The organism is Azospirillum sp. SYSU D00513 (assembly GCF_017356015.1).
GTDB lineage: Bacteria > Pseudomonadota > Alphaproteobacteria > Azospirillales > Azospirillaceae > Azospirillum.
This window is the reverse complement of sequence record NZ_JAFIQV010000058.1, coordinates 15,179-33,875: the sequence shown is the minus strand read 5'-3', so window position 1 is coordinate 33,875 and position 18,697 is coordinate 15,179. Positions and strand designations below refer to the sequence as shown.

Here is an 18,697-nt window from a genome sequence, read left to right as displayed (position 1 = left end):
CTTCCGCAGTTGCGCTTCACTTCGCTCGCCGTGATCAGCTTACGATGGGACTTGCACCCACAAGAGAACGCCCATGCTGGGCGCACCAAACAAAGAAGGGCCGCCGTTTCCGGCAGCCCTTCCATTGTCATTCCACAATCCATCGGGACCACGACGCGTCTTTGTCAGACAGCGGAACCCTCGGCAGAGGCCTGGATCCCGGTCATGGCGCCCGACGGCAGCAGAGAAAGACAATGAGACACAGGATCACCTCCTTTCGGTTGTTGACGACTGATTGGGTATATGGGCAGCTCACCGGCCGCTGCAAGCCCACGACTGCGATTCTCGCGAGTTTTTGCGCTGTGATCTTTTAAGGCTCCGCGGCGGCCCGCTTTCCAGGGAACCGGCGAGGATGCGGACGGGTTGGATGGAAGAGTTTCCGTAACCACAATCCAGCAATTCCGAGGTTCCCGAATGGCTCAGAACAACGACGAGCAGGCTCCGGTGCCGAACATGGCCGCGCAATGGCTGCGCGACGCCATCGACAAGGGCCTGACCGGCGACAAGGTCCCCGCCGCTGACCCCGCCGCCTCCCCGCTCGGCACCGACGACGAGGCCGCCGGCACCCGCCCGTCGATGGACGTCGCCCCCGAAGGCGCGGTGCCCAAGACCCAGCGCATCCCCGAGGGGCAGGAAAAGGGCGACGACGCCTACATGAAAGGCGATTACGGCGTCCGCAAGAACGTCACCGACTGAGAGCGCGTGAGGACCCGCCCAGCGGACCGGCGCGTCCGCCGGGCGGAAGCCTTTGATCCCGGTTCAGTGACTGACCGACTTCGAGAACAGGTTCACCACGGCCACCCCAGCGACGATCAGCCCCAGCCCGATCACGGCGGGCAGGTCGAGGGGCTGCTTGAACCAGAGGGTGCCGACGGCGGAGATCAGGACGATGCCGAGGCCGCTCCAGATCGCGTAGGCGATGCCGACCGGCAGGACCTTCAGCGACAGGGACAGCAGGAAGAAGGACACACCGTAGCAGCAAACCATGATCACCACGGGAATGAGCCGGGTGAACTGCTGCGAGGCCTGGAGGGCCGAGGTGCCGAGCACCTCCAGGACAATGGCCGCGCAGAGATAGACGTAGCTCATCGGCGGGGCTCCCCGGCATCGGATTTCGTCATGGACAACAGGCGTTCGACGACCAGACGGCGCGTGTCGCCGTCGATGGCGTGGAGCCGGCACACGTCGGCGAACCACAGCCCGTCCGCCGCGAGGCGGGCGACCAGGGCGCCGATGGGATCGGCGGACTCGCCCTGGTCCAGCGTGCGCAGGCCGGCGAGGCGCGCCCGCCAGCCGTCCAGCAGCATGGGGTCCGACAGGAAGGCGGCGCTGAGCGCGCCCCAGCGCTGCTGGTCGCTGACAGCCTCGTCCGCCGCGGTGCGGACATAAGCGCGGGCGCTCCGCCCATGGGGGTCCGGGTCGGCGGCGGCCCGCGTCGCGACACCGTCGAAGAAGCGCCCGGACAGATCCTCGACCATCGCGGCGAGGAGCGCGGCCTTGCTGGGAAAGTGGTGCAGGAGCCCGCCCTTGCTGACCCCCGCCCGTTTGGCGACGGCTTCCAGCGTCAGGGCGGCAACGCCCATCTCGTTCACGAGTTCGCCGGCCATCTCCAGCAGCTTCTGCTGGGTGAGGTCGGGCTGGCGCTTGCGGGGACGGGTCTCGGTCATGCTTCTTACATACCGTCTGGACGGTATGTAAGGCAAGCCTCTCAGCAGTCCCTGCCGGGGTTGAGGCAGCCGCCGCGTTCGATCTGCACCGTCGCGTGGGCGAGGCCGAAGCGTTCCTGGAGCAGCCGGTCGATGGCGACGAGGGTCGCCTTGTCGTCCGCCTGCTGGTCGATGACCGCATGGAGGGTGAGCATCGGGCGCTCGCTGGTCAGGGACCAGGCATGAACATGATGGACGTCCGTGACGCCCGGCACGGTCCGGACGGCGGCGCCGATGCGGGCGGCATCGAGCCCGTCCGGCGCCCCTTCCAACAGGATGTGGCCGGATTCCTTCGTCACCGTCCAGGCGCCACGCAGGATCAGCAGGACAACCAGGATCGACAGGATGGGGTCGATGGGCATCCAGCCGGTCCAGAGGATCACCAGCGCCGCGGCGATGGCGGCGACGGAGCCCAGCAGGTCGCCCAGCACGTGCAGGGCGGCACCACGGACGTTCAGGTTCTCCTCGCCCCCGCGGTGCAGGATCCAGAAGGACGCCATGTTCACCAGAAGGCCCAGGACGGCGACGGCCAGCATCTCCGCGCCCAGCACCTCGACCGGATCGAAGAGCCGGCCCAGCGCCTCCACCGCGATCCAGACGGACAGGACGAAGAGGGAAAGCCCGTTCACGAAGGCGGCCAGCACCTGGAAGCGGTGATAGCCGTAGGAGCGCTTCGGGTCGGCCGGCCGCCGGGCGAGCCGGAAGGCGAACCAGGCCAGCGCCAGCGACGCGAAGTCGGTGAGCATGTGCCCGGCGTCGGCGATCAAGGCGAGCGAGCCCGACAGCAGGCCGCCCGCCACCTCCACCAGCATGAAGCCGCCCGTCAGCAGCATGGCCCAGAGGACCTTGCGCTCGCTCTGCGCCGTCACGGCATGGGCGTGGTGCCCGTGCGCGTGGCCGTCATGATCATGGCCATGGTCGTGGCCATGATCATGATGGTGATGGTGGGAATGCTCCTGCGCCATCATGCGCCCTCTTCCGCAAGGTCCGGCTCTGCTGGCTGGTTCAGCAGCCGCAGTGCGTTGAGCGTGACGATCACGGTGGCGCCGGTGTCCGCCAGGATGGCGAGCCACAGGTCCGTCACCCCGGCGATCGTGGTCACCAGGAAGACCGCCTTCAGCCCCAGCGCGAAGGCCACGTTCTGCCGGATGTTCGCCATGGTCGCCCGCGACAGTCGTATCAGGGCGGCAACGCCCGACAGCCGGTTGCCGAGCAGTGCCGCGTCGGCGGTCTCCAGCGCCACGTCCGTTCCTCCGCCCATGGCGATTCCGACGTCCGCCGCGGCCAGGGCGGGGCCGTCGTTGATGCCGTCGCCGACCATGGCGACGGGCTTCTCCGCCTTCAGGCCGGCGATGGCGCGGAGCTTGTCCTCCGGCAGGAGCTCGGCCATCACCGCGAGGCCCAGCGCCCGGCCGACCGCCTCGCCGGTCCGGCGGTTGTCACCGGTCAGCATGACCGTCTCGACGCCGAGGTCGCGGAGTGCCGCGATCCCGCGCGCCGCACCCGGGCGCGGTTCGTCGCGCAATGCGATCAGCCCGGCCGGTTCGCCGCCGGCGAGGACCAGGACCACCGTCTTGCCCGCCTCCTCCAGCGCGCCGATGCTCTCGGCCAAAGACGGGTCCAGCCCGCCGCAGCGCTCCGCCGCGTGGCGCGGCGAGCCGACCTCGACCAGCCGGCCGCCGACCGAGGCCTGCGCCGCGCGGCCGGGAAGCGCCCGGCGGTCGCGCGCCGGGCGGAGCGGAACGGCGTCCAGCGCCGCCCGGTCGAGGATGGCGCGCGCGAGCGGATGGCTCGAGCCGTTCTCGACGGCGGCGGCCAGCCCCAGCAGCGTGCGCTCGGTCCCGCCGAGCGGAAGGAGGTCGGTGATCTGCGGCCGTCCCGCCGTCAGGGTGCCCGTCTTGTCGAAGGCGACCGTGCGGACGCGGCCGATGGCCTCCAGCGCGGCGCCTCCCTTGACGAGCAGACCGCGCCGGGCGGCGGCGGCGATGCCCGAGGCCACGGCCGCCGGAGTGGACAGGACCAGCGCGCAAGGGCAGCCGATCAGCAGAAGGGCGAGCCCGCGATAGATCCACTCGCGCCACTCCGCCCCGAAGGCGAGCGGCGGGACCAGCATCGTCAGGGCCGAGGCGAGGATCACGGCGGGCGTGTAGCGGGCGCTGAACCGTTCGATGAAGCGGGCCGTCGGCGATTTTGAGGCCTGCGCCTCCTCGACCAGATGGACGATGCGGGCGATGGTGTTGTCCTCCGCCGTCCGGGTCACCCGGACGCGCAGGGCTCCGCCACCGTTGATGCTGCCGGCGTAGACGGGCGAGCCGGCGCCCTTGGCGACCGGCACGGACTCCCCGGTGATCGGGGATTCGTCGGCCTCGGACTCGCCCTCCTCCACCGTCCCGTCGGCCGCCACCCGGTCGCCTGGACGGACGAGGACGAGCTGGCCGGGTTCCAGCACCGCCGCCGGAACCTCGCGGGCGGCCTCGCCCTCGATCAGCAGGGCGGTGCGCGGGACCAGCGCGCCCAGCGCCTTGATGCCGGAGCGCGCGGTGCCCGCCGCCACCCCCTCCAGCAGTTCGCCCACGGCGAAGAGCAGCACGACGACGGAGGCCTCGGCCGTCTCCCCGATGACGAGCGCGCCCGCCGTGGCGACGGACATCAGCATCTCGATGCTGAAGGGCGAACCCATCCGGGCCAGCAGGACGGCACGGCGGCCGAACACGGCCAAGCCCAGCAGCGCCGCCGGCAGGAAGGCCAGGTGGCCGACATCGGGGAGGAGCGCCGAGAGGGCGTAACCCCCGGCGACCAGCAGGGCGATCAGCAGCGTCACCCTGCCCTTCGGCGTGCGCCACCAGGAGGGTTCGGGCGCGCTCTCCATCGCGGGCCCGCCCTCCGCGCCCGGGACGACACGCAGGTCGCCGATGGGCTCGACGCCGTAGCCGAGCGCGCGGACCGTGTCCTCCAGCGCCGCGCGCCGCGTCGTGGCCTCGTCCAGCTCCACCCGCAGGGTCTGCGAATGGTAGTTGAGGGCGAGGTTCCCCACGCCCGGAATGCGCCGCAAAGCGGTTTCCACCTTGCCGACGCAGCTCGGGCAGTCCATGCCCGCGATCCGGTAGCGCAGGGCCGGTGCCTGTTCCTGCATCACACGCTCCTGACGGACTCTCTCCTTCGAAGATGGGGCTTCCAGCCGCTGGAGGGTCAAGGGTCTTTGCGGAGGCCAGCCCTGAAAAGGGAAAAGGCCCGGGCAGTTCCTCCGCCCGAGCCTTTCTGCACCACTCGAACCGGTCAGCGCGTCTTGGCCGGATCGGCCCTGCCGTTGCCGTTGGCCGGCGCCGCTTCGGACGATGCCGCCTCGGCCGACGGCACCGCGGGCGCGGCTGCGGCTTCCCTAAGGGCGCGGGCGGCCCGGCGCAGCGACACCGACGCCCGCCCCTCGGGCTCGAGCGCGAAGAAGAGCAGCGACCGGCCGGTCACCTCGAACTCCTCGCCCGTCCCGATGCGGGGTGCGTCGTCGCTTTCCGGCATGTTGGTGTCCAGCAGGCAGCGCCAGGTGTGCCCGCCGACGACCTCCGGCAGCTTGAAGCGCACCACGTCATGGTAGGAATTCACCACCAGCAGCGTGGTGGCGTCCATGCCGGGGCGCCGGATGCCCGTGGCCTGCGCCCGCCCGTCCAGCAGCATGCCGAGGCAGCGGGCGTTGCCGTCCTGCCAGTGTTCCGGCCCCATGTCGGTGGCCGAGGGAGTCAGCCAGCGCACGTCCTTGACGTCCAGCTCGGCGTTGTACTCGCCGGTCGCGAAGCGCCCTCGCCGCAGGATCGGGAAGGACTGACGCAGCGCTATGACCTTGCGCGCGAAGGCGAGCAGCGCCTGCCCGTCCTCGTCGATGTTCTCCCAATCCAGCCAGGTGATCTCGTTGTCCTGGCAGTAGGCGTTGTTGTTGCCCTTCTGGCTGTTGCCGAACTCGTCGCCGGCCAGCAGCATCGGCGTGCCCTGGGACAGCATCAGCGTGGCCAGCAGATTGCATTTCTGGCGGAAGCGGAGGTCCAGGATTTCCGGGTCGTCGGTCGGCCCCTCCACCCCGTGGTTCCAGGACAGGTTGTTGGAGTGGCCGTCGTTGTTGCCCTCGCCGTTCTCCTCGTTGTGCTTGTCGTTGTAGGAGACGAGGTCGTTCAGCGTGAAGCCGTCATGGGCGGTGATGAAGTTCACGCTCGCCCACTGCTTGCGGCCGCGCCGGTTGAACACGTCGCCCGACGCGCTGAGGCGGGCGGCGAGGTCCGGCAGCTTGCCTTCGTCGCCCTTCCAGAAGGAGCGCACCGTGTCCCGGTACTTGTCGTTCCACTCCGCCCAGCCCGGCGGGAAGCCCCCGACCTGGTAGCCGCCGGGGCCGCAGTCCCAGGGCTCGGCGATCAGCTTGACGCTGGAGAGGACCGGGTCCTGAAGGCAGCTGTCGAGGAAGCCGCCGCCCTCGTCGAAGCCGTAGGGCTCGCGGCCGAGGATGGTGGCGAGGTCGAAGCGGAAGCCGTCGACATGCATCTCGTTGACCCAGTAGCGCAGGCTGTCCGTGACCATCTGGAGCACGCGCGGGTGGCTGAGATTCAGCGTGTTCCCGGTGCCGGTCTCGTTGATGTAGTAGCGCTTCTGGTCGGGGATCAGGCGGTAGTAGCTGGCGTTGTCGATGCCCTTGAAGGACAGGGTCGGCCCGCGCTCGTTGCCCTCGGCGGTGTGGTTGTAGACCACGTCGAGGATCACCTCCAGCCCGGCGTCGTGAAGGCGGTTCACCATCTCCTTGAACTCGGTGAGCTTGCCGGTGCCGGAATAGCGGATTTCCGGCGCGAAGAAGCCGATGCTGTTGTAGCCCCAGTAGTTCGCCAGCCCCTTGTCCACCAGATGCTGGTCCTGCACGAAGGCGTGCACGGGCAGCAGCTCGACCGAGGTCACACCGAGATTCTTGATGTAGTCCACGACCTCCTTCACCGCGAGGCCGGCGTAGGTGCCGCGCAGGTTCGGCGGCACGGCCGGGTTCAGCTTCGTGAAGCCCTTGACGTGGGTTTCGTAGAAGATCGTCCGTTCCCAGGGGATGTTGGGCTTGCGCTCCTTGCCCCAGGTGAAGGCCGGGTCGATCACCTTGCATTTCGACATGTAGGGCGCGCTGTCGCGGTCGTCGAAGGACAGGTCGAGGTCCGGCGAATCCATCACATAGCCGAAATGGGCCGGGTTCCACTTGATCTCGCCCATGATCGCCTTGGCGTAGGGGTCGAGCACCAGCTTGTTCGGGTTGAAGCGGTGCCCGTTCTCGGGATCGTAGGGGCCGTGGACCCGGTAGGCGTAGACCATCCCCGGATGGGCGTCGGGCAGATAGCCGTGCCAGATCTCGTTCGTGTATTCCGGCAGCTCGATGCGTTCGAGTTCGGTCTCGCCGTTGTCGTCGAAGATGCAGAGTTCGACTTTGGTCGCGTTGGCGGAGAACAGGGAGAAGTTGACGCCCAGGCCATCCCAGGTGGCTCCGAGCGGAAAGGGCTGCCCCTCGGTAATGCGCGACGACGTCTTGTTGATGAACACCATGCTCGGCTCCCCCGGTTCTGCGGCGGCTGCGGCGCACGGCAAAGGATCGTGCGCAGGCGCAGCGGCGCGGCATTCAACCAAATCGGGGCCATGTTGTTCCTGTGGGGTCCCCTTTCCTTTCGGCGAGGAAGACCTTCACGAAAAGGCAAACTCCATCAGAAGAAGGTAAGCTGCTGCGGGCCGGGCTTGGGACCGGATTTGGGGCCGGGCTTGGCTTCGGCCTTCGGCTCGGCGTCCGGCTTCGCGCGGGACTTGGCCTTCCGCTCCGGCTTTGGCGCCGCCTCGGCGGCCTGCGGCTGGACCGCCTGCGGTTCGGGGGCTTGCTGTTCGGCAGCCTGCGGTTTGGCCTGCGGTTCGGGGGCAGATTCCGCCGGCGCGGCGGTCACGGGCGCGGCGGTCACGGGCGCGGCCGCCGGCACCTCGGCCTTCGGGGCACTCCGGCGCGGGCGGGGCGGGCGGGGCGCGATGCCCACGCCCTCCTTGGCGCGCTCGACGCCGCGGTCGCGCGCCTTGGCCTCGGGCGAGTTGGGGTCGCCGTCCAGCCATTTGCCGTGCTTCAGCACCTCGTTGACGCGGCCCTGGTTCACTCCGAGCTGGAAGGCGATCTCCTGCTGGGTCATCTCGGTGGTCTGGTTGAGATGGATGATCTCGCGCGCCAGTTCGGGCGTCATCTTCCGGCCGGTGATGCGGCGGGCCGGGCGGGCGGAACGGCTGGCCTTGTCGCGCTCGCGCAAGGCCGCGAGGACCTCCAGGGCCGCCGTGTTGCCCTGCTCCCGCAGCGCGTCCTCGAATTCCTTCAGTGTCGCCACGTCGTGCCCTCCGCCCAGGATTCGTGCTCTTCCGCGAGACAACCACTTTATATTGTAGGCCATGGCCGGGTTTGCTTCAAGATCTGGCCGGTGTTTCTCCCCGCCAAAGTCAAGCTCCGGCTGTGACAAAGGGTGTCCCTTCCCTCCGGCTCACCCAGGGACCGGGGCGCCCTCCTTCCGGGCGGCCCGACGCTCGGCGGCGGTGCGGCGGCGGTCGAGAAGGCGCATGGCCGGGGTCACGGTCGTGCCGTGCAGGACGACCGAGACCAGCACCACGAAGCCGACCGTCGCCCAGATCGCCTCCGCCTCCTGCCATTCCGTTTTGTTCAGCCCGTAGGACACGTAATAGAAGGAGCCGAGGCCGCGGATCCCGAAGAAGCCGATGGCCAGCACCTCCAGCGGCGGGCGCTTCAGCCCCAGCGCGCTCAGCCAGACGGCGGCCGGACGGATGAGGAAGAGGAAGACCAGCCCGCCCACCGCCGCCTCCCAGGTCAGGGCGTTCAGCAGTCCCTCGGCCAGCGCGCCGCCGAACAGCACGAGCAGCAGCATCATGAGCAGCCGCTCGACCTCCTCCGCGAAGCCGTGCAGCTTGTCGTGGTAGTCGTGGCTGCCCTCGGTCCGGCGGAAGACCAGCGCCGCCACGAAGACGGCGAGGAAACCGTAGCCGTGGATGATCTCCGTCAGCCCGTAGGCGAGGAAGGTCATGGCGAGCGCCAGGAAGCCATCCCCCGTGCGCGACAGCCGCGCCCGGTTCGGCAGGTTGAAGGTGAGATAGCCGAGCCCCCAGCCGACCAGCACCCCCATCGCGATTCCCGCCCCGACCTTCCACAGCACGTCCACCCCCAGCCAGTGCCAGGTCCAGTCGCCGGGTGCGGCCCCGTGCAGGGCGATGGCGACGGCGAGGTTGACGAAGGGGAAGGCCAGCCCGTCGTTCAGCCCGGCCTCGGACGTCAGGCTGAAGCGCACCTCGTCCTCCTCGCCCGAGCCGGGCGGGCCGACCTGGATGTCCGACGCGAGCACCGGGTCGGTCGGGGCGAGTGCGGCCCCCAGCAGCACGGCGGCGGAGAGGGAGGTGCCCATCCAGCTCCAGCCCAGCAGGGCGAGCGCCAGGATGGAGAGCGGCATCGCCACGCCGAGCAGCCGCCAAGTGACCTGCCAGGCCTCCCGTCCGATCGGGCGGTCGAGCTTCAACCCGCAGCCGGTGAGCGAGACGATCACCACCAGTTCGGTCAGCCGCTCCGCCGTTTCCGGGAAGCGGAGCGGGTGCGGGTTCTCATGGCCGATGAACAGGAACAGCCCGTAGCCCGCCGCGACGCAGAAGATCGGCAGGGAGAGCGGCAGCTCCTTCAGCAGCATGGGCAGCCACGCCACCATGAGGATGAGCAGACCGGCGCCGGTCATCGCCGCGATGTAGGGATCCAGCTCCACGTGCCCCGCCCGATACGTCAGAGAAAGAGCAGGAGTAACAGGGCAGCGGGCTGTTTTGCTCCGCCGCCCCGTTCCCGTGCGCTTTCCCGGCGCTCCGGCCCGCCCTTCGGCCCGGGCTCAGGTGGCGACGTCGGGCTTGGTGCGGCCGGTGTGGCGTTCGATGCCCGCCAGCTCGGCGGCGAGGTCGGACAGGCCCTTCAAGGCGGCCATCGTCTCCAGCCCATGCTCGCCACCGACCGGCTCGTACCGCTCGAAATAGACGCGCAGCGTGGCGCCCGACGTGCCGGTGCCGGACAGGCGGTAGACGATGCGCGAACCGTCCTCGAAGGAGACGCGCAGGCCCTGCCGGTCGGAACGGCTGCCGTCCACCGGGTCGCTGTAGGAGAACTCGTCCGCGGACGCCACGCGCCGGCCGCCGAGTTCCGTGCCGGCCAGCGACGGCAGGCGCCCGCGCAACTCCTCGATCAGCCGGTCGGCGGCCTGCTGCTCGATGCCCTCGTAATCGTGGCGGCCGTAATAGGTGCGGCCGTAGGTGCCCCAATGCTCGGCCATCAGCTCCGCGACCGACAGGCGCCGGGCCGCCAGGATGTTCAGCCACATCACCACGGCCCAGAGCCCGTCCTTCTCCCGGACATGGTCGGAGCCGGTGCCGAAGCTCTCCTCGCCGCAGAGATTGATGCGGCCGGCGTCGAGCAGCGTGCCGAAGAACTTCCAGCCGGTCGGCGTCTCGTAGCAGGCGATGCCCAGCTTCTCGGCCACCCGGTCCACCGCGCGGCTGGTCGGCATGGAACGCGCCACACCCTTCAGCCCGCCGGAGAAGACCGGCACATGGTGGGCGTTGGCGGCGATCACCGCGAGGCTGTCGCTGGGCGAGACGAAGACGTCGCGCCCCAGGATCATGTTGCGGTCGCCGTCGCCGTCGGACGCGGCGCCGAAGTCCGGCGCGTCCGGGCCGGACAGGGCCGCCACCAGCTCGGCGGCGTGGGCGAGGTTGGGGTCGGGGTGGTGGCCGCCGAAATCCTCCAGCGGGACGGCGTTGATGGCGGTGCCCGCCGGGGCGCCCAGCCGGCGTTCCAGGATCTCCACCGCGTAAGGTCCCGTGACAGCGTGCATGGCGTCGAAGACCATGCGGAAGCCGGAGCCGAAGAGGGCGCGGATGGCCCCCATGTCGAACAGCCCCTCCATCATCTCGGCATAGTCGGCGACGGGGTCGATGACCTCCACCGCCATGGCGCCGAGACCGGTCTCGCCCAGCCGGTCGAGGTCGAGGTCAGGGGTCTCCAGCGTCCTGTAGGCGGTGATCTCCTTGGAGCGCTTGAAGAAGGGCTCCGTCAGGGCCTCCGGCGCGGGGCCGCCGTTGGCGGCGTTGAACTTGATGCCGAAGTCGCCGTCGGGGCCGCCAGGGTTGTGGCTGGCCGACAGGATGATGCCGCCATAGGCCTTGCGCTTGCGGATCACGCAGGAGGCGGCGGGGGTGGAGAGGATGCCGCCGCGCCCGACCACCGCGCGGGCGACGCCGTTGGCGGCGGCCATGCGCAGGATGGTCTGCACCGCGGTGCGGTTGTGATAACGCCCGTCGCCGCCGACCACCAGCGTGGCCCCGGCCAGCCCGTCCAGGCTGTCGAAGATGGACTGGACGAAATTCTCCAGATAGCGGGGCTGCTCGAAGGTCTTCACGGCCTTGCGCAGGCCGGATGTGCCGGGGCGCTGCCCGTCGAAGGGGGTGGTCGGGCAAGTGACGGGATGCACGGATTGCACGGCTTGTCCTTTCCTGATCGTGTCCGCCATGGGACGCATGCGGCGGCGGCCTTGGGTCGGCCCTGCTTTGGATCGCCCCTAGAGTGACCGCTTTTTCGGAGTTTGTCCTGCTGGCTTTCCGGCCCGGAGCGGCCGGGCGCGGGGTCCGTAACCTCTCCGATGGGATAAACGCATCGCGGGCCGTTTTCATCCTACCCAATGGGCAGGAGACGGCTCGGCGGGAGGGCCGATCCGGCCTTCGGGATAGGCCGCAAGCCGTGGCGCAACCCCGGCCTGGCGGCCGTCACAGCAGGTCCCGCACCCCGTCCGTGACGATGGCGATCAGCCGCTCGGCGGCGGGATCGAGTTCCGCCTCCTTGCGGTGGATCGCGAGTGCGATGGAGGGCAGCGGGGGCAGGCCGCCCTCCCCCTCCTCCAGCGGGCGGAGGCCGGGGCCGAGCCCGGCGGGGGTGCGGACGGCGAGGCCGAGCCCCGCCCCCACCCCGGCCCACAGGCCGGACAGGCTGGCGCTGGTCAGGGCCACGCGCCAGGACCGGCCGGCGCGGTCCAGCGCCGCCGTGCCGACGCCCCGGAACCAGCAGCCGTCGTCGTAGGCCACCAGCGGCAGGGGATCGCCTTCGGCGCATGGGAGGGCGGCGCCGTCGCGCGGGCCGATCCAGCGGACCGGGAGGGTCGCGACCTCGGTCTTGTGCGGGGCCGGGGTGCCATCGTCCCAGGCGAGCGCGAAGTCGAGCTGGCCCGCCGCCACCCGTTCCAGAAGGTCGGCGTTGCGGCCCACCCGCGCCTCGATCCGGACGCGGGGATGGGCGCGCGCGAAGCGGCCGAGTGCGGCCGGCAGGAGCGACTCCCCGAAATCCTCCTGCACGCCGACGCGCAGCCAGCCTTCGGCGGCCATGCCGCGCAGGGCCGTGGCGGCCTCGTCGTTGAGGTCGAGCAGCCGGCGGGCGTAGGCGAGCATCGTCTCCCCCGCCTCGGTCAGGGCGAGGCCGCGCCCGGCCTTGCGGAAGATCGGCGTGCCCGCCTGCTCCTCCAGCTTCCGGATCTGCGCGCTGACGGCGGAGGTGGAGCGTCCCAGCCGGTCCGCCGCCCTGGCGAAGCCGCCAAGCTCCACGCCCGTGACGAAGCTGCGCAGAACGTCGAGATCGAAGGTGATCCTGCCCACCATCAATCATCCTGTTTTTTGGGACCGAAGATCCCGTATTTCCCGATTATCCGGACGATCATCGCGCCGTATAGAGGAGGGAGCAAGGACAAAAGCCACCGAGGCCATCCGACATGACGCACGCACAATCCGTTTCCGCCGCGCCGGCTCCGGCGAGCGGCGGCCATCCCCGCCCGTCCATTGATGCCCCGTCGCACCGTTGGAAGATCCTGGGGCTGGGCGTCGCCGCCAACGCCAGCTTCGCCGCGGCCCTGACCGGGCTACCCGCGACGGCCGTCTTCCTGCGGTCCGATTACCGGCTGGAGACGACCGAGCTGGGGCTGGCGATCGGGGCCATGGGGCTGGGCGTCGCGGTGAGCGAACTGCCCTGGGGGCTGGTCACCGACCGCTGGGGCGATCGCCGGGTGATGCTCGCCGGGCTCGGCCTGACCGGGACGGTGCTGGCGCTGATGGCGCTGTTCCTGTCGCCCGATGCCGCCGGCACGCCGCCGTCGGCCCTGATGCTGGGTTTCGCCTTCCTGCTGGTCGGGCTGATCGGCGGCAGCCTCAACGGGTCGAGCGGGCGGGCGGTCATGGCCTGGTTCCGCGAGGGCGACCGGGGCTTCGCCATGAGCATCCGGCAGATGGCCCTGCCCGCCGGGGGTGCCGCCGGCGCGCTGGCCCTGCCCGCCATCGCCGAGCATGCGGGCTTCCGTGGCGTCTACGGGACGCTGGCCGCACTCTGCCTTGTGACGACGGCCTTCGTCTGGCTGTGGCTGCACGAGCCGCCGGCCGCTGCGGAGGACGGGACGGAGGCCGGCGCGCGCCCCGCCACCGGTCCCGGTCCGGAGCGCGGACCGCTGCGCGACGGGCAGGTCTGGCTGATGGTGCTGGGGCTCGGCGCGCTCTGCCTGCCCCAGGTCGCCGTGGTGACCTTCGCCGCCGTCTTCCTGAACGACCTCGGCCGGCTCGGCACCACCGCGATAAGCGCCGCCATCGTCGCGGTGCAGGTCGGCGCCGCCCTCGCGCGGCTGTGGAGCGGCCGCCACACCGACCGCCACCGCAACCGCCGCCCCTTCCTGAAGGCCTGCGCCCTGCTGACCGCCGCCATCTATGGCGCGCTCGCCCTGCTGGTCCTGCCGGACTCCGCCCCGGCATCACCCGGCCCCGGCCTGACGGCGGCCATCGTCGCCGCGCTGGTCGCCGGAGGCATCGTGGCGTCGAGCTGGCACGGCATCGCCTTCACCGAACTCGCCACCATCGCCGGCCTGCGCCACACCGGCACGGCGCTGGGCCTGGGTAACAGCTTCGCCTTCGGCGCCTACTTCCTGGCCCCGCTCGCGATCCCGCACATCCTGGATCTGGGCGGCTGGACGGCCGTCTGGCTGGCCGCGGCCCTGGCGGCGGTCGCAGCCTTCGCGCTGTTCCCGAGGGCGGTCAGGACGTAGCGGGCGGCCGGTCCATTGTGGGGTGTTGTGCTGAGAACACTTTCTGCACAACGGGCCGTTTCGCCGAATTCGTAAGCTTTGCAGGCACTTGCGCCGGATCGCACGTACACGGCCATTGTGCAGTGGGTGCACAATGGCTGCGCCGGTTGCGGCGGCGGATTGGGCGCAGGCGCTGCCGCGCACCGTGCCTGGTGCGTTCGTTGAAAGTGATTTGTTTGGGAATGCCGTGCGGGCGCAGTTCGGCCCTTGATGCAGTGAGTGCTAACGCGGGCTGGGCTCGAAGGCAATCCGCACGTCGTGATGTCGCCAGGGTCCGGGCCGGAGAACGGGACCTCGGCCCGTTCAGATCGACCCGAGCGCTTCGTCGAGAAGCGCCGGTGGGTTTACGGCAAACGGATTCACGATGGTCACCCCGCCCAGCGTCCGGCCCGCTTGACCATCCTCCGACAGCAGGAGCCGGCAGCCGTGGCGCTTGGCGGTCGCCCAGATCATGGCGTCCCAGAAGGACCAGTTATGATGAGCGACCGCGTCCATCGCATCGGTCAGGCAGGCATCGTCGGCTGCGACCACGGGCAGCGTGTCGCGCCACTGCTGGACGATGTCCACCGCTCGGGCCGGAGGAACTCCATGCTTGGCGCCGGTAAGGGTGCGGAAGAGTTCCGCAAGAGACTGGAGGGTCAGAACGCAATCCCGGCCGGGGAGACGGCGGGCCAAGGCAACGGCCTGCCGGTGACGGTCCCCGGCCGATCGATCGACCGCGTAAACCAGGACATTCGTGTCGAGCGTGAATCGCATGCCGCTCACCGGTCATACAGAGCGTCGCGGTTGAACCGCTCGCCGCCCAGATCCACCCCATCCTCCAGCGTCCGGAACAGCCGGCTCCAAGCCGGGCCGCGACCGGATTTCTCAGCGGCTTGGTCATAGGGCGCAAGCTGCGCCACCGGCTGGCCGCGTTTCGTGATGATCACGGTCTCTCCGCCGGCAGCCTGCCCCAGGATCTCAGAAAACTGCCGGTTGGCATCGGCGGCAGATACGGTTCGCGGCATGCGCCCTTCCTATGTAGTGACATCACTACTTTGAGGCGCCAGCCGTTCCACGTCAAGTGATGCACGTCGCCATGTCGCTGACAGGTGATCTGTCCGGAGTTTGTAGCAAGTGATCTGTCCGGGCTTAGGCTCTGCCCAACGAAGGGGACAGGGATCGGGCGGACAGGGGGGTGCTACAGGAGATCCGCATGCAGCGATGCGAGGAGATGATACCGGACTGCAACACCATCTCGGTCAGGAGCGTGTCATTCACGAGAACAGGCTCGGCCATTATGCGTTGCATAACACATGATGATCCGCGCGGAGGATGCGGATGCCGATGCGGAGCCGTGCGGACAAGCGGACAGCCGACTTCAAGGCCGCGAAGGCGCTCACCAAGTTCCAGGACCTGATCTCGACGGTGACGGGCGCGGTGATCGAGGAGGTGGTGGCCTGGCAGAACCGGACCGAGGATCGCAGCCAAACGCGCGCGATCCTCCGGTCCAACGATGACGCCCGCCGGCGCCTGTGAGTCCTATGTTTGTGTCAGCGCACCAGATCCTCTCCTCGGCGAAGGCTGGTGGCCTCCTTGGAGCCTGTCTGGCCCGGCCGGCGCACCCTCATTGATACTCCGGCCGCCGGGCCAGCCCGTCGCGCAGATGCTCGATCAGCAGCCGCACCTTGGGCAGCCGGTGGCGGCGTTGCGGGTAGACGGCCCAGACGGCGGTGTTGGGCGGCTGGTGCGCCTCCAGCAGCGGGACCAGACGCCCGGCGCGCACATGCTCGCGCACGTAATAGTCCGGCAGCTGGCACAGCCCGAAGCCCAGCAGCGCCGCCTCCAGCACCGCGACCCCGCTGTTGCAGCGCCAGCGCCCGCGCGGTCGGAAGACCCATTCCTGCCCGCCGTCGTCGAACAGCCAGCTGTCCGAGGTGCCGACGAGGCACTGGTGCTGCGCCAGCTCCGACAGGGTGTGCGGCGTGCCGTAGCGCGCCAGATAGTCGGGGGCGGCGCAGAGATGCATGGTGCGCGGCGCGATGCGCGTCGCCACGAGGCTTGATTCGGCCAGCCGGCCGAGCCGGATCGCGCAGTCGAAGCCTTCGTGCACGAGGTCGGTCATGCGGTTGGTCAGGTCCACCTCGACGCTGACCTGCGGGTAGCGGATCAGGAATCCGTTCACCAGCGGCATGATGAACTGCTCCCCATAGGAATGGGCGCAGGTCATGCGCAGCAGGCCCGTCGGCTCTCCCTGCAGGTTGCCGACCGCCTGGAAGGCCTCGTCCCGCTCCTCCTCCAGCCTCTGGCAATGCGACAGGAAGGTGCGGCCGGCCTCGGTCAGGCTGACATGGCGGGTGGTGCGGTAGAACAGCCGCGCCTGCAGCCGGTCCTCCAGCCGCGCCACCTGCCGGCTCACCTGCGAGGAGGAGATGCGCAGCCGCTCGGCGGCGCGGGAGAAGCTTCCCGTCTCCGCCACCGCCATGAACTCGTCAATCCCTTCCCAGCGGCTCACCCGATCCAGCCCCACGCCATCTCACATTATCCCTGTATGGCACAAATCTTCTTCGAAAGGACCCCATTATCAACGCGCGCTGGATGATTAGACTGTGGCTCAGCAGGAAACGCTTTTCAAAGAGAGAGCCATGATCAAGTCGCGCGCCGCCGTCGCCTGGGAAGCCAAGCGTCCCCTGGAGATCGAGGAAGTCGAAGTCGCCGGCCCCAAACAGGGCGAGGTTCTGGTCAAGATCGTCGCCACCGGCGTCTGCCACACCGACGCCTACACCCTGTCCGGCCAGGATTCGGAAGGCGTCTTCCCCTGCATCCTCGGCCATGAGGGTGCGGGCATCGTTCAGGAGGTGGGTCCGGGCGTCACCTCCGTGGCGCCGGGCGACCATGTGATTCCGCTCTACACGCCGGAATGCGGCAAGTGCAAGTTCTGCCTGTCCGGCAAGACCAACCTCTGCCAGGCGATCCGCGCCACCCAGGGCAAGGGGCTGATGCCCGATGGCACGACCCGCTTCAAGGCCCGGGGCAAGGACGTGTTCCACTACATGGGCACTTCCACCTTCTCCGAATACACGGTGCTGCCGGAGATCGCGCTCGCCAAGATCAGCAAGGAGGCCCCGCTCGAGAAGGTCTGCCTTCTGGGCTGCGGCGTCACCACCGGCATGGGCGCCGTGCTGAACACCGCGAAGGTCGAGCCGGGCGCCACCGTCGCCATCTTCGGGCTCGGCGGCATCGGCCTGTCGGCGATCATCGGCGCCGTGATGGCCAAGGCCTCGCGCATCATCGGCATCGACATCAACGAGTCGAAGTTCGAGATCGCCAAGCAGCTCGGCGCCACCGACTGCATCAACCCGCGCAGCTTCGACCGCCCGATCCAGGAAGTGCTCGTCGAGATGACGGACGGCGGCGTCGATTACTCCTTCGAGTGCATCGGCAACGTCCAGGTCATGCGCCAGGCGCTGGAATGCTGCCACAAGGGCTGGGGCGAGTCGGTCATCATCGGCGTCGCCGGCGCCGGCCAGGAGATCAGCACCCGTCCCTTCCAGCTCGTCACCGGCCGCGTCTGGCGCGGTTCGGCCTTCGGCGGCGTGCGCGGCCGTTCCGAGCTGCCGGGCTATGTCGACCGCTACATGCAGGGCGAGTTCGAGCTGGACACCTTCATCACCCACACCATGGGGCTGGACCAGATCAACCACGCCTTCGAGCTGATGCACGAGGGCAAGAGCATCCGCTCGGTCATCCAGTACTGACGCCGTCCGAAGCGCCGCGGGAGGGCCGTCCGCGCCCTCCCGCTGAATGATAAACGGGAGGATCCACCATGAGCGAACTGACCTTCGTCTCCGGCAACAAAAGCTTCGACGGCTGGCACAAGCGCTACCGCCACCGCTCGACCGTCCTCAACTGCGACATGGTCTTCGCGATCTACCTGCCGCCGCAGGCCACGCCCGCGAACCCCGTCCCGGTGCTCTACTGGCTTTCCGGCCTGACCTGCACGGACGAGAACTTCATGCAGAAGGCCGGCGCCCAGCGGATGGCCGCCGAACTCGGCATCGCCATCGTCTGCCCGGACACCAGCCCGCGCGGCCAGGGCGTGCCGGACGACGAGGCCGGCGCCTACGACTTCGGCCTCGGCGCCGGCTTCTACCTGAACGCCACGCAGGAGCCCTGGGCACGCCATTACCGCATGCACGACTATGTGGTGAAGGAGCTGCCGGACCTCATCGAGAAGTCCTTCCCCGTCAGCGACCGCCGCTCCGTCTCCGGCCATTCCATGGGCGGGCACGGCGCCATCACCTGCGCCCTGCGCAACCCCGGCCGCTACCGCTCGGTCTCGGCCTTCTCGCCGATCACCAACCCGATGAACTGCCCCTGGGGCGAGAAGGCCTTCACCAACTATCTGGGCTCCGAGCGCAGGAGCTGGGCCGAATGGGACAGCTGCGCCCTGATCGCCAACGCGACGGAACGGCTGCCCCTGCTGGTGGACCAGGGCGACAGCGACGACTTCCTGGAAAACCAGCTGAAGCCCGACGCCCTGCGCCAGGCCGCGGCGGCCGCCGGCCACCCGCTGACCCTGCGCATGCAGCCGGGCTACGACCACAGCTACTACTTCATCGCCAGCTTCATCGCCGACCACCTGAAGCACCACGCCGACTCCCTGCGGGCATAAGGTAAGCGTGGGACTCTATCCCTCTCCCCTCCGGGGAGAGGGAGGGACCCAGCCCGCCAGGGCTGGGAGGGTGAGGGCCGGCGTCCCGAGGGACGCCGCGAATGGCCCAGGGGCCATTCGCA

18 protein-coding genes are annotated in these 18,697 nt (G+C 69.4%); 6 read left to right on the top strand and 12 right to left on the bottom strand.

Going from position 1 to position 18,697, the window contains the following annotated elements:
• A partial coding sequence (locus tag JUB11_RS28785; protein WP_207462235.1) for a hypothetical protein occupies positions 1–237 on the top strand: 237 nt, incomplete at its 5' end.
• Between the two features lie 216 nt (positions 238–453).
• Positions 454–735 (top strand): hypothetical protein, encoded by a 282-nt coding sequence (locus JUB11_RS28780; RefSeq protein ID WP_207462245.1) that lies wholly within the window; start codon positions 454–456, stop codon positions 733–735.
• Positions 736–798: 63 nt separating this feature from the next.
• On the opposite strand, the gene JUB11_RS28775 is transcribed toward JUB11_RS28780, so the two are convergent.
• The 9 genes from JUB11_RS28775 to JUB11_RS28735 all read right to left on the bottom strand — a co-directional run bounded on the left by JUB11_RS28775 (position 799) and on the right by JUB11_RS28735 (position 12,458).
• A complete protein-coding gene (locus tag JUB11_RS28775) occupies positions 799–1,128 on the bottom strand; it encodes a multidrug efflux SMR transporter (RefSeq protein ID WP_207462234.1) in 330 nt (109 codons plus the stop codon).
• Entirely contained in the window at positions 1,125–1,706 is a 582-nt protein-coding gene (locus JUB11_RS28770; protein ID WP_207462233.1) for a TetR/AcrR family transcriptional regulator, read from the bottom strand. The genes JUB11_RS28775 and JUB11_RS28770 overlap by 4 nt, the downstream gene beginning before the upstream one ends.
• Before the next feature lie 41 nt (positions 1,707–1,747).
• Entirely contained in the window at positions 1,748–2,713 is a 966-nt protein-coding gene (locus JUB11_RS28765) for a cation diffusion facilitator family transporter (RefSeq protein ID WP_247887397.1), read from the bottom strand.
• Positions 2,710–4,878 carry a heavy metal translocating P-type ATPase gene (locus JUB11_RS28760; RefSeq protein ID WP_247887396.1) on the bottom strand — a complete coding sequence of 723 codons (2,169 nt, stop codon included), beginning with the start codon at positions 4,876–4,878 and terminating at the stop codon, positions 2,710–2,712. The genes JUB11_RS28765 and JUB11_RS28760 overlap by 4 nt, the downstream gene beginning before the upstream one ends.
• Positions 4,879–5,021: 143 nt before the next feature.
• Positions 5,022–7,298 carry a glycogen debranching protein GlgX gene (glgX, locus tag JUB11_RS28755; protein ID WP_207462232.1) on the bottom strand — a complete coding sequence of 759 codons (2,277 nt, stop codon included), beginning with the start codon at positions 7,296–7,298 and terminating at the stop codon, positions 5,022–5,024.
• Between the two features lie 155 nt (positions 7,299–7,453).
• Positions 7,454–8,107 (bottom strand): hypothetical protein, encoded by a 654-nt coding sequence (locus JUB11_RS28750; protein ID WP_207462231.1) that lies wholly within the window; start codon positions 8,105–8,107, stop codon positions 7,454–7,456.
• Positions 8,108–8,257: 150 nt separating this feature from the next.
• Positions 8,258–9,535, bottom strand: a complete 1,278-nt coding sequence (locus tag JUB11_RS28745; protein WP_348771527.1) for a cation:proton antiporter — start codon at positions 9,533–9,535, stop codon at positions 8,258–8,260.
• Positions 9,536–9,652: 117 nt separating this feature from the next.
• Entirely contained in the window at positions 9,653–11,284 is a 1,632-nt protein-coding gene (locus JUB11_RS28740; protein ID WP_348771529.1) for an alpha-D-glucose phosphate-specific phosphoglucomutase, read from the bottom strand.
• Positions 11,285–11,576: 292 nt separating this feature from the next.
• Complete coding sequence (locus JUB11_RS28735) at positions 11,577–12,458, bottom strand: LysR substrate-binding domain-containing protein (protein WP_211112632.1); 882 nt, start codon at positions 12,456–12,458, stop codon at positions 11,577–11,579.
• A gap of 110 nt (positions 12,459–12,568) precedes the next feature.
• On the opposite strand from JUB11_RS28735, the gene JUB11_RS28730 reads away from it, so the two are divergent.
• Positions 12,569–13,882 (top strand): MFS transporter, encoded by a 1,314-nt coding sequence (locus JUB11_RS28730; RefSeq protein WP_207462229.1) that lies wholly within the window; start codon positions 12,569–12,571, stop codon positions 13,880–13,882.
• A gap of 342 nt (positions 13,883–14,224) precedes the next feature.
• On the opposite strand, the gene JUB11_RS28725 is transcribed toward JUB11_RS28730, so the two are convergent.
• Both JUB11_RS28725 and JUB11_RS28720 read right to left on the bottom strand, forming a co-directional pair.
• Positions 14,225–14,677, bottom strand: a complete 453-nt coding sequence (locus tag JUB11_RS28725; protein ID WP_207462228.1) for a PIN domain-containing protein — start codon at positions 14,675–14,677, stop codon at positions 14,225–14,227.
• A gap of 5 nt (positions 14,678–14,682) precedes the next feature.
• Positions 14,683–14,928, bottom strand: coding sequence for a type II toxin-antitoxin system prevent-host-death family antitoxin (locus JUB11_RS28720; RefSeq protein WP_207462227.1), 246 nt, complete (start codon positions 14,926–14,928; stop codon positions 14,683–14,685).
• Positions 14,929–15,247: 319 nt separating this feature from the next.
• Here JUB11_RS28720 and JUB11_RS28715 point away from each other — a divergent pair, with 319 nt between their 5' ends.
• Positions 15,248–15,439, top strand: coding sequence for a hypothetical protein (locus JUB11_RS28715; protein WP_207462226.1), 192 nt, complete (start codon positions 15,248–15,250; stop codon positions 15,437–15,439).
• Positions 15,440–15,527: 88 nt separating this feature from the next.
• Here the strand turns inward: JUB11_RS28715 and JUB11_RS28710 are convergent, their stop codons facing one another.
• On the bottom strand, positions 15,528–16,430 hold the full coding sequence (locus JUB11_RS28710) for a LysR family transcriptional regulator (RefSeq protein WP_348771526.1): 903 nt from the start codon (positions 16,428–16,430) through the stop codon (positions 15,528–15,530).
• A gap of 115 nt (positions 16,431–16,545) precedes the next feature.
• Between JUB11_RS28710 and JUB11_RS28705 the strand changes: the two genes are divergently transcribed.
• Both JUB11_RS28705 and fghA read left to right on the top strand, forming a co-directional pair.
• Complete coding sequence (locus JUB11_RS28705) at positions 16,546–17,658, top strand: S-(hydroxymethyl)glutathione dehydrogenase/class III alcohol dehydrogenase (RefSeq protein WP_211112631.1); 1,113 nt, start codon at positions 16,546–16,548, stop codon at positions 17,656–17,658.
• A 68-nt stretch (positions 17,659–17,726) separates the two neighbouring features.
• Positions 17,727–18,575 (top strand): S-formylglutathione hydrolase, encoded by an 849-nt coding sequence (fghA, locus tag JUB11_RS28700; protein ID WP_207462225.1) that lies wholly within the window; start codon positions 17,727–17,729, stop codon positions 18,573–18,575.
• The last annotated feature ends 122 nt before the right edge of the window (positions 18,576–18,697 follow it).

Excerpts from the sequence above, each read along its gene's own strand:
- JUB11_RS28780 (WP_207462245.1), top strand. The coding sequence starts at position 454 with ATGGCTCAGAACAACGACGAGCAGGCTCCGGTGCCGAACATGGCCGCG.
- JUB11_RS28775 (WP_207462234.1), bottom strand. The coding sequence starts at position 1,128 with ATGAGCTACGTCTATCTCTGCGCGGCCATTGTCCTGGAGGTGCTCGGC.
- JUB11_RS28770 (WP_207462233.1), bottom strand. The coding sequence starts at position 1,706 with ATGACCGAGACCCGTCCCCGCAAGCGCCAGCCCGACCTCACCCAGCAG.
- JUB11_RS28765 (WP_247887397.1), bottom strand. The coding sequence starts at position 2,713 with ATGATGGCGCAGGAGCATTCCCACCATCACCATCATGATCATGGCCAC.
- JUB11_RS28760 (WP_247887396.1), bottom strand. The coding sequence starts at position 4,878 with ATGCAGGAACAGGCACCGGCCCTGCGCTACCGGATCGCGGGCATGGAC.
- glgX (WP_207462232.1), bottom strand. The coding sequence starts at position 7,298 with ATGGTGTTCATCAACAAGACGTCGTCGCGCATTACCGAGGGGCAGCCC.
- JUB11_RS28735 (WP_211112632.1), bottom strand. The coding sequence starts at position 12,458 with ATGGTGGGCAGGATCACCTTCGATCTCGACGTTCTGCGCAGCTTCGTC.
- JUB11_RS28730 (WP_207462229.1), top strand. The coding sequence starts at position 12,569 with ATGACGCACGCACAATCCGTTTCCGCCGCGCCGGCTCCGGCGAGCGGC.
- JUB11_RS28725 (WP_207462228.1), bottom strand. The coding sequence starts at position 14,677 with ATGCGATTCACGCTCGACACGAATGTCCTGGTTTACGCGGTCGATCGA.
- JUB11_RS28720 (WP_207462227.1), bottom strand. The coding sequence starts at position 14,928 with ATGCCGCGAACCGTATCTGCCGCCGATGCCAACCGGCAGTTTTCTGAG.
- JUB11_RS28715 (WP_207462226.1), top strand. The coding sequence starts at position 15,248 with ATGCGGAGCCGTGCGGACAAGCGGACAGCCGACTTCAAGGCCGCGAAG.
- JUB11_RS28705 (WP_211112631.1), top strand. The coding sequence starts at position 16,546 with ATGATCAAGTCGCGCGCCGCCGTCGCCTGGGAAGCCAAGCGTCCCCTG.
- fghA (WP_207462225.1), top strand. The coding sequence starts at position 17,727 with ATGAGCGAACTGACCTTCGTCTCCGGCAACAAAAGCTTCGACGGCTGG.